This window comes from Enterobacter sp. JUb54 (genome assembly GCF_014298075.1).
GTDB lineage: Bacteria > Pseudomonadota > Gammaproteobacteria > Enterobacterales > Enterobacteriaceae > Klebsiella > Klebsiella lignicola.
Genome location: NZ_CP060418.1, coordinates 2,450,760 through 2,463,416, shown reverse-complemented (window position 1 = coordinate 2,463,416; position 12,657 = coordinate 2,450,760). Strand labels below are relative to the sequence as shown.

Genomic DNA, 12,657 nt, shown 5'->3' with positions numbered 1-12,657 from the left:
ATTTGAAAATCTGTATACCACTAATAACTGTCCTGATTACATCGGTCAATACCAACACACTGTTGCATAACTTATTCTCAGGTGAAAGAGTGACCCCATAACTTTTGAGCATTATTGCATTTATCTGGTAATGGTTGTAACAAGAATGTTTAATATTTGTCAAATCAGGTGATTAAATTTTAAAATAATGTTGTTATCGTGACCTTGATCACTGTTCGGGACAAAACCCGACAAACTATATGTAGGTTAATTGTAATGATTTTGTGAACGTCCTATACTGCGGCCAGGTCTCCGGAACACCCTGCAATCCCGAGCCACCCAGCGTTGTCTGGTCACGTTTTAGCTCTTAATTAAGGGTTTAATCATGACCACAGGTTATAGAAAGGACGCTGTCTGACCCGCAAGCAGACCGGAGGAAGGAAACAATAAGAACAGCATGTGGGCGTTATTCATGGTAAGAAATGTGAAAAAACAAAGACCTGTCAATCTGGATTTGCAAACGATCCGGTTCCCAATCACTGCGATAGCGTCCATTCTCCATCGCGTTTCCGGTGTGATCACCTTCGTGGCGGTCGGAATACTGCTTTGGTTGCTGGGCACCAGCCTTTCCTCTCCCGAAGGTTTCCTCGTGGCGTCATCCATCATGGGTAGCTTCTTCGTGAAGTTTATCATGTGGGGCATTCTGACCGCGCTGGCATACCACGCCGTTGTGGGCATTCGCCACCTGATGATGGATTTTGGTTATCTGGAAGAAACCCTCGAAGTAGGGACACGCTCCGCTAAGATTTCTTTTGTTATTACTGTCGTGCTTTCACTTCTCGCAGGAGTCCTCGTATGGTAAGCAACGCCTCTGCACTGGGACGTAACGGCGTACATGACTTCATTCTGGTCCGTGCTACCGCCATCGTTCTGACCCTTTACATCATCTATATGGTCGGCTTTTTTGCCATCTCAGGTGACATTACATGGGAAGTCTGGACGGGCTTTTTCTCCTCCGCGTTCACTAAAGTCTTCACCCTGCTGGCTCTGATCTCCATTTTGATTCACGCGTGGATTGGGATGTGGCAGGTATTGACGGACTACGTTAAACCACTGGCTGTGCGCTTAGTTCTGCAACTGGTTATCGTTGCGGCGCTGGTGGCTTACGTTCTTTATGGATTTGTTGTGGTGTGGGGTGTGTGATGAAATTGCCAGTCAGAGAATTTGATGCAGTTGTGATTGGTGCTGGTGGCGCAGGTATGCGCGCGGCACTGCAGATTTCCCAGAGCGGCCAGACCTGTGCGCTGCTCTCCAAAGTGTTCCCGACTCGTTCCCATACCGTTTCTGCGCAGGGTGGCATCACCGTGGCGCTCGGTAATACCCATGAAGATAACTGGGAATGGCACATGTACGACACCGTGAAAGGGTCGGACTATATTGGCGACCAGGACGCCATCGAATATATGTGCAAAACCGGTCCGGAAGCGATTCTTGAACTGGACCATATGGGCCTGCCGTTCTCACGTCTTGATGACGGTACCATTTATCAGCGTCCGTTTGGCGGCCAGTCGAAGAACTTCGGCGGCGAGCAGGCGGCACGTACTGCGGCGGCGGCTGACCGTACCGGTCACGCACTGCTGCACACGCTGTACCAGCAGAACCTGAAAAACCACACCACGATTTTCTCCGAGTGGTATGCCCTGGACCTGGTGAAGAACGCCGATGGCGCCGTGGTAGGTTGTACCGCGCTGTGTATTGAAACCGGCGAAGTGGTTTACTTCAAAGCCCGTGCAACGGTCCTGGCGACCGGCGGCGCAGGCCGTATCTATCAATCCACCACCAACGCCCACATCAATACCGGTGACGGCGTCGGGATGGCTATCCGTGCCGGCGTTCCGGTACAGGATATGGAAATGTGGCAGTTCCACCCGACCGGTATCGCCGGCGCCGGGGTTCTGGTCACCGAAGGCTGCCGTGGTGAAGGCGGCTATCTGCTGAATAAACACGGCGAGCGCTTCATGGAGCGTTATGCGCCGAATGCTAAAGACCTGGCGGGTCGTGACGTGGTGGCGCGTTCCATCATGATCGAAATCCGTGAAGGTCGTGGCTGCGATGGTCCGTGGGGCCCGCATGCGAAACTGAAACTTGACCATCTGGGTAAAGAAGTTCTGGAATCTCGCCTGCCGGGTATCCTTGAGCTCTCCCGTACCTTCGCCCACGTTGACCCGGTGAAAGAGCCGATTCCGGTTATCCCAACCTGCCACTATATGATGGGCGGTATTCCGACCAAAGTGAGCGGCCAGGCATTGACCGTCAACGAGCAGGGTGAAGATGTGGTGATTCCGGGTCTGTTCGCGGTTGGTGAAATCGCCTGCGTATCGGTCCACGGTGCAAACCGTCTGGGCGGCAACTCGCTGCTTGACCTGGTGGTGTTTGGTCGTGCGGTGGGTCTGCATCTGCAGGAATCTATCGCCGAGCAGGGCGTTCTGCGTGACGCGACGGAAGAAGAGATCGATGCATCTCTGGAACGTCTGAACCGCTGGAACGGCAACCGTAACGGCGAAGACCCGGTCGAAATCCGCAAAGCGCTGCAGGAATGTATGCAGCACAACTTCTCGGTATTCCGTGAAGGGGATGCGATGGCGAAGGGCCTTGAGCAGCTGAAAGCAATCCGCGAGCGCCTGAAAAACGCCCGTCTGGATGACACATCCAGCGAGTTCAATACCCAGCGCGTTGAGTGTCTGGAGCTGGATAACCTGATGGAAACCGCTTACGCCACTGCGGTGTCGGCAAACTTCCGTACCGAGAGCCGTGGCGCGCATAGCCGCTTCGACTTCCCGGAGCGCGATGACGAAAACTGGCTGTGCCATTCCCTGTATCTGCCAGAGTCGGAATCCATGACGCGTCGTAGCGTCAACATGGAACCGAAACTGCGTCCGGCATTCCCGCCGAAGATTCGTACTTATTAATGCGGAGACAGGAATATGAAACTCGAGTTTTCAGTTTATCGTTATAACCCGGACGTAGACGATGCTCCGCATATGCAGGATTACACCCTGGAAGCGGAAGAAGGTCGTGACATGATGCTGCTCGATGCTCTGATGCAGCTGAAAGAAAAAGACCCGTCGCTCTCTTTCCGTCGTTCCTGCCGTGAAGGGGTTTGTGGCTCCGACGGTCTGAACATGAACGGCAAAAACGGTCTGGCGTGTATCACGCCGATCTCCGCGCTGAATCAGCCGGGTAAGAAGATTGTCATCCGTCCGCTGCCCGGTTTACCGGTAATCCGCGATTTGGTTGTGGACATGGGGCAATTCTATGCACAATATGAGAAGATTAAGCCTTACTTGTTGAATAATGGGCAAAATCCTCCGGCCCGCGAGCACCTGCAGAAGCCAGAGCAGCGTGAAAAACTCGATGGCCTGTACGAGTGTATTCTGTGCGCATGTTGTTCAACGTCTTGCCCGTCGTTCTGGTGGAACCCGGACAAGTTTATCGGCCCGGCTGGTCTGCTGGCAGCGTATCGTTTCCTGATCGACAGCCGCGATACCGAAACCGACAGCCGCCTGGAAGGGTTGAGCGATGCTTTCAGCGTATTCCGCTGTCACAGCATTATGAACTGCGTCAGTGTATGTCCGAAGGGGCTGAACCCGACGCGCGCCATCGGCCATATTAAGTCGATGCTGCTGCAGCGTAGTGCGTAAGTAACAAGGTTTGTCCCGGATGGCGCTATCGCTATCCGGGCTACCACTAACCCTCTCCCAATGAGGAGAGGGGACAGGTAGCAGGAAATCTTTAAAAACCGCCAAATATGTACCAGTAATCAAGGCGTTCAGAGCGAGGTAAGACGGCAACTGAGCGCATCCCGGGTAGCATAGTGAACTATGTGACCGGGGTAAGCGAAGGCAGCCAACGCAACCGCAGCCTGAACGCAGAAGATTAATGGCAGTTTTTAAAGGTTCCTTAGCGGAAGAAACCACAATTCGTCCGCGACAAGTGAACCCCGGCACGTACAATTATTGTGCGTGGTAGTTTCTACGGCGAAATAAGCATATAAATGCTTAAGGGATCACGATGCAGAACGGCGCAATGAAAGCCTGGCTGGACTCTTCTTACCTCTCTGGTTCGAACCAGAGCTGGATAGAACAGCTCTATGAAGACTTCTTAACCGATCCTGACTCTGTTGACGCCAACTGGCGTTCTATGTTCCAGCAGTTACCTGGCACCGGAGTCAAACCGGATCAATTTCATTCGAAAACGCGTGATTATTTCCGTCGACTGGCGAAGGATGCCTCACGTTACACTTCTTCGATTTCCGACCCTGATACCAATGTGAAGCAGGTTAAAGTCCTGCAGCTCATCAACGCATATCGCTTCCGTGGTCACCAGCATGCGAATCTCGATCCGCTGGGACTGTGGAAACAAGACAGAGTAGCGGATCTCGATCCTGCCTACCACGATCTGACTGAGGCCGATTTCCAGGAAAGCTATAACGTAGGTTCTTTTGCCATCGGTAAAGACACGATGAAGCTGGGCGATCTGATCGCCGCGCTTAAGCAAACCTACTGCGGCGCAATCGGCGCAGAATACATGCATATCACCTCTACTGAAGAAAAACGCTGGATCCAGCAGCGCATCGAATCAGTAGCAGGGAAAGCCAGCTTTACCGCTGACGAGAAAAAACGCTTCCTGACCGAGCTGACCGCTGCGGAAGGGCTGGAACGTTATCTCGGCGCGAAATTCCCGGGTGCTAAACGCTTCTCGCTGGAAGGCGGCGATGCGCTGATCCCGATGCTCAAAGAGATGATTCGCCACGCAGGCAAGAGCGGTACCCGTGAAGTGGTTCTGGGTATGGCGCACCGTGGTCGTCTGAACGTGCTGGTCAACGTGCTGGGTAAACGCCCGCAGGAGCTGTTTGACGAATTCGCGGGTAAACATAAAGAACACCTCGGCACCGGTGACGTGAAGTACCATATGGGCTTCTCTTCCGACATGGAGACCGAAGGTGGCCTGGTGCACCTTGCACTGGCGTTTAACCCGTCACACCTCGAAATCGTCAGCCCGGTGGTTATCGGTTCCGTCCGCGCTCGTCTGGATCGCCTCGACGAACCAAGCAGCAATAAAGTTCTGCCGATTACTATCCACGGTGATGCCGCGGTGACCGGTCAGGGCGTGGTTCAGGAAACCCTGAACATGTCCAAGGCTCGTGGTTACGAAGTTGGCGGTACCGTGCGTATCGTTATCAACAACCAGGTGGGCTTTACTACCTCGAACCCGCTGGATGCGCGCTCTACGCCATACTGCACCGACATCGGTAAAATGGTTCAGGCACCGATCTTCCACGTCAACGCGGATGACCCGGAAGCGGTCGCTTTCGTTACCCGTCTGGCGCTGGATTTCCGTAATACCTTCAAACGCGATGTCTTCATCGACCTGGTGTGCTACCGCCGTCACGGCCATAACGAAGCCGATGAGCCGAGTGCAACCCAGCCGCTGATGTATCAGAAAATCAAAAAGCATCCGACGCCGCGCAAAATCTACGCCGACAAACTTGAGCAGGATAAAGTGTCGACGCTGGAAGATGCCACCGAACAGGTTAACCTCTACCGTGATGCGCTGGATGCCGGCGAATGCGTGGTCGAGGAGTGGCGCCCGATGAACCTGCACTCCTTCACCTGGTCGCCGTACCTCAACCACGAATGGGATGAGAACTACCCGAGCACCGTAGAGATGAAACGTCTGCAGGAGCTGGCCAAACGCATCAGCACCGTGCCGGACAGCATCGAAATGCAGTCTCGCGTAGCGAAGATTTATGGCGATCGTCAGGCAATGGCTGCCGGTGAGAAGCTGTTCGACTGGGGCGCTGCGGAAAACCTGGCTTACGCCACGCTGGTTGATGAAGGGATCCCCATCCGTCTGTCCGGTGAAGACTCCGGTCGCGGTACCTTCTTCCACCGCCACTCGGTCATTCATAACCAGGTGAACGGTTCGACCTACACCCCGCTGCAGCATGTGCATAACAGCCAGGAACATTTCAAAGTCTGGGACTCCGTGCTGTCTGAAGAAGCGGTCCTGGCCTTCGAATACGGCTACGCTACTGCAGAACCGCGCACGCTGACCATCTGGGAAGCGCAGTTCGGTGACTTTGCCAACGGCGCTCAGGTGGTTATCGACCAGTTCATCAGCTCCGGTGAGCAGAAATGGGGCCGTATGTGCGGTCTGGTAATGCTGCTGCCGCACGGTTACGAAGGTCAGGGCCCGGAGCACTCCTCCGCGCGTCTGGAACGTTATCTGCAACTGTGCGCTGAACAAAACATGCAGGTCTGCGTCCCGTCAACGCCAGCTCAGGTTTACCACATGCTGCGTCGTCAGGCGCTGCGCGGTATGCGCCGTCCGCTGGTGGTGATGTCGCCGAAATCTCTGCTGCGTCACCCGCTGGCAGTTTCCAGCCTTGACGAACTGGCGAACGGCACCTTCCAGCCGGCTATCGGTGAGATCGACGATCTCGACCCGAAAGGCGTGAAGCGTGTTGTGCTGTGCTCTGGTAAGGTTTACTACGACCTGCTGGAACAACGCCGTAAGAACGACCAAAAAGATGTCGCTATCGTGCGCGTAGAGCAGCTCTATCCGTTCCCGCATCAGGCGGTACAGGAAGCGCTGAAGCCTTATGCTCACGTCCATGACTTTGTCTGGTGTCAGGAAGAACCGCTCAACCAGGGCGCGTGGTACTGCAGCCAGCATCACTTCCGTGAAGTGATTCCATTTGGGGCCTCTCTGCGTTACGCAGGCCGCCCGGCCTCTGCCTCTCCGGCAGTAGGGTATATGTCCGTTCACCAGAAACAGCAACAAGATCTGGTCAATGACGCGCTGAACGTCGATTAATTAAAGGATACATAATGAGTAGCGTAGATATTCTGGTTCCCGATCTGCCTGAGTCCGTCGCTGATGCGACCGTTGCGACCTGGCATAAAAAACCGGGCGATAGCGTCCAGCGTGATGAAGTGCTGGTAGAAATCGAAACTGACAAAGTGGTACTGGAAGTACCGGCTTCAGCGGATGGCATTCTGGATGCAGTACTGGAAGATGAAGGCGCAACCGTGCTTTCTCGCCAGATCCTTGGTCGCCTGCGTGAAGGCAACAGCGCGGGTAAAGAGTCCGCCGCGAAAGCCGATGCGAAAGAGTCCACCCCGGCTCAGCGTCAACAGGCGTCTCTGGAAGAGCAGAGCAACGATGCCCTCAGCCCGGCGATCCGTCGCCTGCTGGCTGAGCACAGCCTCGATGCTAACGCGATCAAAGGCACCGGTGTTGGCGGTCGTCTGACCCGTGAAGATGTTGAGAAGCATCTGGCAGCTGCACCGGCGAAAGCTGAAGCGAAAGCACCGGCAGCCGCAGCGGCCGCTCCGGTTGCACAGCTGGGCCACCGTTCAGAAAAACGTGTTCCGATGACCCGTCTGCGCAAACGCGTTGCCGAGCGTCTGCTGGAAGCGAAAAACTCTACCGCCATGCTGACGACCTTCAACGAAGTCAACATGAAGCCGATTATGGATCTGCGTAAGCAGTACGGCGATGCCTTCGAAAAACGTCACGGTATCCGTCTGGGCTTTATGTCCTTCTACGTGAAAGCCGTGGTTGAAGCGCTGAAACGCTACCCGGAAGTGAACGCGTCCATCGATGGCGATGACGTGGTTTACCACAACTACTTCGACGTCAGCATGGCTGTGTCCACGCCGCGCGGTCTGGTAACACCGGTTCTGCGTGATGTTGACCTGCTGGGCATGGCGGACATCGAAAAGAATATTAAAGAGCTGGCAGTGAAAGGCCGTGACGGCAAGCTGACTGTAGATGACCTGATCGGCGGTAATTTCACCATTACCAACGGCGGCGTCTTCGGTTCTCTGATGTCCACGCCAATCATCAACCCACCGCAGAGCGCCATTCTGGGTATGCATGCCATTAAAGATCGCCCGATGGCGGTCAATGGCAAGGTAGAAATTCTGCCGATGATGTACCTGGCACTCTCCTACGACCACCGTCTGATTGACGGACGTGAATCGGTAGGCTTCCTGGTTGCTATTAAAGAACTGCTGGAAGACCCGACTCGTCTGCTGCTGGACGTGTAGTGATAATGGCCCGGAAGCGTTCAGCTCACCGGGCCAATAAAAACATCATCAGCGCTGTGGGCCTGCGGGCTTTACAGACTACATGATAACGATTACCTGAAGGATGGACTGAACACATGAACTTACATGAATATCAGGCAAAACAACTGTTTGCCCGCTATGGCTTACCGGCGCCGGTGGGTTATGCCTGTACTACTCCGCGTGAAGCAGAAGAGGCTGCATCAAAAATCGGTGCGGGTCCGTGGGTAGTGAAATGTCAGGTTCACGCTGGTGGCCGCGGTAAAGCGGGCGGTGTGAAAGTAGTTAACAGTAAAGAAGACATTCGCGCCTTTGCCGAGCATTGGCTGGGTAAACGTCTGGTGACCTACCAGACAGATGCTAACGGTCAGCCGGTTAACCAGATCCTGGTTGAAGCAGCGACTGATATCGCGAAAGAGCTGTATCTCGGTGCTGTTGTTGACCGTAGCTCCCGTCGCGTGGTGTTCATGGCCTCCACCGAAGGTGGCGTGGAAATCGAAAAAGTAGCGGAAGAAACGCCGCACCTGATCCACAAAATTGCCATCGATCCGCTGGCCGGCCCAATGCCGTACCAGGGTCGTGAGCTGGCGTTCAAACTGGGTCTGGAAGGTAAACAGGTTCAGCAGTTCACCAAAATCTTCATGGGTCTGGCGAACATTTTCCTGGAACGCGACCTGGCGCTGATCGAAATCAACCCGCTGGTTATCACCAAGCAGGGCGACCTGATCTGCCTCGATGGCAAATTGGGCGCTGACGGCAACGCACTGTTCCGCCAGCCGGATCTGCGTGAAATGCGCGACCAGTCTCAGGAAGATCCGCGTGAAGCTCAGGCTGCACAGTGGGAACTGAACTACGTTGCACTCGACGGCAACATCGGTTGCATGGTTAACGGCGCTGGCCTGGCGATGGGTACCATGGACATCGTTAAGCTGCACGGCGGCGAACCGGCTAACTTCCTCGACGTTGGCGGCGGCGCAACCAAAGAGCGCGTAACCGAAGCGTTCAAAATCATCCTCTCTGACGACAACGTTAAAGCGGTTCTGGTTAACATTTTCGGCGGTATCGTTCGCTGTGACCTGATTGCTGATGGCATCATCGGCGCGGTCGAAGAAGTGGGCGTTAACGTACCGGTTGTCGTACGTCTGGAAGGTAACAACGCCGAACTGGGCGCGAGAAAACTGGCTGACAGCGGCCTGAATATTATTGCAGCGAAAAGTCTGACGGACGCAGCACAGCAGGTTGTTGCCGCAGTGGAGGGGAAATAATGTCAGTTTTAATTAATAAAGATACCAAGGTTATCTGCCAGGGCTTCACCGGTAGCCAGGGTTCATTCCACTCTGAACAAGCGATTGCTTACGGTACTCAGATGGTTGGCGGCGTGACGCCAGGCAAAGGCGGCACCACGCATCTGGGCCTGCCGGTGTTCAACACCGTGCGCGAAGCCGTTGAAGCGACCGGCGCGACGGCGACCGTTATCTACGTTCCGGCTCCGTTCTGTAAAGACTCTATCCTGGAAGCGATCGACGCGGGCATCAAGCTGATCATCACCATCACCGAAGGTATCCCGACTCTGGATATGCTGACGGTGAAAGTGAAGCTGGATGAAGCTGGCGTGCGGATGATCGGTCCGAACTGCCCAGGTGTTATCACCCCGGGCGAGTGCAAAATCGGTATCATGCCGGGCCACATTCACAAGCCGGGTAAAGTGGGTATCGTTTCCCGTTCCGGTACGCTGACCTATGAAGCGGTTAAGCAGACCACTGACTATGGCTTCGGCCAGTCTACCTGCGTCGGTATCGGCGGTGACCCGATCCCAGGCTCTAACTTCATCGACATCCTGAAAATGTTCCAGGAAGACCCGCAGACCGAAGCGATCGTCATGATCGGTGAAATCGGCGGCAGCGCTGAAGAAGAAGCTGCAGCTTACATTAAAGATCACGTGACTAAGCCGGTTGTCGGCTACATCGCGGGCGTTACCGCGCCGAAAGGCAAGCGTATGGGCCACGCAGGCGCCATCATCGCTGGCGGTAAAGGTACGGCGGATGAGAAATTCGCAGCGCTGGAAGCAGCGGGTGTGAAAACCGTACGCAGCCTGGCTGATATCGGCGAAGCGCTGAAAGCCATCATCAAGTAAACCCTCTCTGCTCGTTGTGAGCAGTTAAATGTCCGATTTCGACATGGTTGGCCACCGTCAGGTGGCCTTTTTTATGCCTGCGATTCCCCGCATCAGCCATCGTGACAGCAGCATTCACCTGATGGTTTTATCGTTCTTCCCTGAGAAACCCTCTCTATTGTATTGATTTATCACCTTATTTTTATAATTATCGTGCGATTATTTCCAGGCGGGGGAGGGCAGGGTTCTCACGACTATTTTTGCTGAAAAAAGTAAAAGATAAAAATGATGACTTAATTGATGCTGTCTATTAGGCAAATTACTGTGAGGCGTCTAACATTATTCAGATCGGCGTTTTTTTTACGAAATTCGCCTTAACGTTAAAACATATTACCTGCACTTCTCATATCTCTCTTTTTGGTAACTATTGTTGGCATGTTTTAAACATGTATTTAACATTAGTTTCACCATTATTCTTTGTTGGGATACATAATTAACATGCATGAAAAAAATTGATTTATATCAAGACTTAAAGCTTGGAAAAAATCCCAAAAAATCGTTAAATTGTCGCCAATCAAATTGGCCTAAACCGGGCAAATTCGCTATATATTGATCACTGTCGTAAATGTAAAACGGATTCAATAAAATCCTGTTTATTGTAAGGTTATTGCGGCGTAATATATTGGGGAATCAATTGGGTTTTTCGTTAACGTATTTGTAACCTTTGCGAGGAGCTGTTTCATCTGGTGACGAAACGGTAACGAAGCGGGAAGCAAGTTATTTTGTATTGGGGCATGCGTATGAGCTTACTGCGGTGGGTTCATTCTCGGAGTCTTCATGCGATGAGCAAGGAGTCATGATGTTAGATATAGTCGAACTGTCGCGCTTACAGTTTGCCTTGACCGCGATGTACCACTTCCTTTTTGTGCCACTGACGCTCGGTATGGCGTTCCTGCTGGCCATCATGGAAACGGTTTACGTCCTTTCCGGCAAACAGATTTATAAAGATATGACCAAGTTCTGGGGCAAGTTGTTTGGTATCAACTTTGCGCTGGGTGTGGCAACCGGTTTGACCATGGAGTTCCAGTTCGGGACAAACTGGTCGTATTACTCTCACTACGTGGGCGATATCTTCGGTGCGCCGCTGGCGATTGAAGGTCTGATGGCCTTCTTCCTGGAATCTACCTTTGTCGGCCTGTTCTTCTTCGGCTGGGATCGTCTGGGTAAAGTGCAGCACATGGCGGTAACCTGGCTGGTCGCGCTGGGCTCCAACATGTCAGCATTGTGGATCCTCGTCGCTAACGGGTGGATGCAAAACCCGATCGCATCAGACTTCAACTTCGAAACCATGCGCATGGAAATGGTCAGCTTCTCCGAGCTGGTCCTGAACCCTGTTGCCCAGGTGAAATTTGTTCACACGGTAGCCTCCGGTTATGTCTGCGGCGCGATGTTCATTCTTGGCATCAGCTCCTACTACATGCTGCGCGGTCGTGACTTCGCCTTTGCTAAACGCTCCTTTGCTATCGCAGCCAGCTTCGGTATGGCCGCTATTCTCTCCGTTATTGTCCTCGGCGATGAATCCGGTTACGAAATGGGCGACGTGCAAAAAACCAAACTGGCGGCTATCGAAGCTGAATGGGAAACGCAGCCGGCTCCGGCGGCCTTTACCCTGTTTGGTATTCCTGACCAGGATGCACAGACTAACCACTTCGCAATTCAGATCCCTTACGCGCTGGGCATTATTGCCACCCGTTCGGTTGATAAGCCGGTTATCGGTCTGAAGGACCTGATGGCACAGCACGAAGAGCGTATCCGTAACGGGATGAAAGCTTACAGTCTGCTGGAAGAGCTGCGTGCTGGCTCCACCGATCAGGCGGTTCGCGATCAGTTCAACAACGTGAAGAAAGATTTGGGCTACGGTCTGCTGCTGAAACGCTATACCCCGAACGTTGCCGACGCGACGGAAGCACAAATCCAGCAGGCAACCAAAGATTCTATTCCACGCGTTGCGCCGCTGTACTTCGCATTCCGTATCATGGTTGCTTGCGGCATCCTGATGCTGGGGATCATTGCGGCTTCCTTCTGGACGGTGCTTCGTAATCAGATTGGCGAGAAGAAATGGCTGCTGCGCATCGCGCTGTATGCTATTCCGCTGCCATGGATCGCTATCGAATCCGGTTGGTTCGTGGCGGAATACGGCCGTCAGCCGTGGGCGATAGGTGAAGTGTTGCCGACTGCGGTGGCAAACTCGTCGCTGAGCGTGGGCGATCTGCTCTTCTCGATGCTGCTGATTTGTGGTCTGTACACCCTGTTCCTGGTGGCTGAATTGTACCTGATGTTCAAATTCGCACGCCGTGGACCAAGCAGCCTGAAAACTGGTCGCTACCACTTTGAGCAGTCTTCCACGACTACTCAGCCGGCACGCTAAGA

General features: G+C 53.6%; 9 protein-coding genes. All 9 read left to right on the top strand.

Annotated features, from left to right (window positions below):
* Positions 1 to 436 precede the first annotated feature (436 nt).
* Entirely contained in the window at positions 437 to 841 is a 405-nt protein-coding gene (gene sdhC / locus HF679_RS11345) for a succinate dehydrogenase cytochrome b556 subunit (RefSeq protein ID WP_187042985.1), read from the top strand.
* A complete protein-coding gene (sdhD, locus tag HF679_RS11340; RefSeq protein WP_123755993.1) occupies positions 835 to 1,182 on the top strand; it encodes a succinate dehydrogenase membrane anchor subunit in 348 nt (115 codons plus the stop codon). The genes sdhC and sdhD overlap by 7 nt, the downstream gene beginning before the upstream one ends.
* On the top strand, positions 1,182 to 2,948 hold the full coding sequence (gene sdhA, locus HF679_RS11335) for a succinate dehydrogenase flavoprotein subunit (RefSeq protein ID WP_123755994.1): 1,767 nt from the start codon (positions 1,182 to 1,184) through the stop codon (positions 2,946 to 2,948). The genes sdhD and sdhA overlap by 1 nt, the downstream gene beginning before the upstream one ends.
* A gap of 15 nt (positions 2,949 to 2,963) precedes the next feature.
* A complete protein-coding gene (gene sdhB / locus HF679_RS11330) occupies positions 2,964 to 3,680 on the top strand; it encodes a succinate dehydrogenase iron-sulfur subunit SdhB (RefSeq protein WP_123755995.1) in 717 nt (238 codons plus the stop codon).
* Between the two features lie 370 nt (positions 3,681 to 4,050).
* Positions 4,051 to 6,858 carry a 2-oxoglutarate dehydrogenase E1 component gene (gene sucA, locus HF679_RS11325; protein WP_123755996.1) on the top strand — a complete coding sequence of 936 codons (2,808 nt, stop codon included), beginning with the start codon at positions 4,051 to 4,053 and terminating at the stop codon, positions 6,856 to 6,858.
* 14 nt (positions 6,859 to 6,872) lie between these two features.
* Positions 6,873 to 8,096, top strand: a complete 1,224-nt coding sequence (gene odhB / locus HF679_RS11320) for a 2-oxoglutarate dehydrogenase complex dihydrolipoyllysine-residue succinyltransferase (protein WP_123755997.1) — start codon at positions 6,873 to 6,875, stop codon at positions 8,094 to 8,096.
* A 116-nt stretch (positions 8,097 to 8,212) separates the two neighbouring features.
* A complete protein-coding gene (gene sucC / locus HF679_RS11315; protein ID WP_123755998.1) occupies positions 8,213 to 9,379 on the top strand; it encodes an ADP-forming succinate--CoA ligase subunit beta in 1,167 nt (388 codons plus the stop codon).
* Positions 9,379 to 10,248, top strand: a complete 870-nt coding sequence (gene sucD / locus HF679_RS11310) for a succinate--CoA ligase subunit alpha (protein WP_123755999.1) — start codon at positions 9,379 to 9,381, stop codon at positions 10,246 to 10,248. The genes sucC and sucD overlap by 1 nt, the downstream gene beginning before the upstream one ends.
* 838 nt (positions 10,249 to 11,086) lie before the next feature.
* Complete coding sequence (gene cydA, locus HF679_RS11305) at positions 11,087 to 12,655, top strand: cytochrome ubiquinol oxidase subunit I (RefSeq protein ID WP_123756000.1); 1,569 nt, start codon at positions 11,087 to 11,089, stop codon at positions 12,653 to 12,655.
* Positions 12,656 to 12,657: the final 2 nt, after the last annotated feature.

Coding starts and splice junctions, on each gene's coding strand:
- sdhC (WP_187042985.1), top strand. CDS start 437: ATGTGGGCGTTATTCATGGTAAGAAATGTGAAAAAACAAAGACCTGTC.
- sdhD (WP_123755993.1), top strand. CDS start 835: ATGGTAAGCAACGCCTCTGCACTGGGACGTAACGGCGTACATGACTTC.
- sdhA (WP_123755994.1), top strand. CDS start 1,182: ATGAAATTGCCAGTCAGAGAATTTGATGCAGTTGTGATTGGTGCTGGT.
- sdhB (WP_123755995.1), top strand. CDS start 2,964: ATGAAACTCGAGTTTTCAGTTTATCGTTATAACCCGGACGTAGACGAT.
- sucA (WP_123755996.1), top strand. CDS start 4,051: ATGCAGAACGGCGCAATGAAAGCCTGGCTGGACTCTTCTTACCTCTCT.
- odhB (WP_123755997.1), top strand. CDS start 6,873: ATGAGTAGCGTAGATATTCTGGTTCCCGATCTGCCTGAGTCCGTCGCT.
- sucC (WP_123755998.1), top strand. CDS start 8,213: ATGAACTTACATGAATATCAGGCAAAACAACTGTTTGCCCGCTATGGC.
- sucD (WP_123755999.1), top strand. CDS start 9,379: ATGTCAGTTTTAATTAATAAAGATACCAAGGTTATCTGCCAGGGCTTC.
- cydA (WP_123756000.1), top strand. CDS start 11,087: ATGTTAGATATAGTCGAACTGTCGCGCTTACAGTTTGCCTTGACCGCG.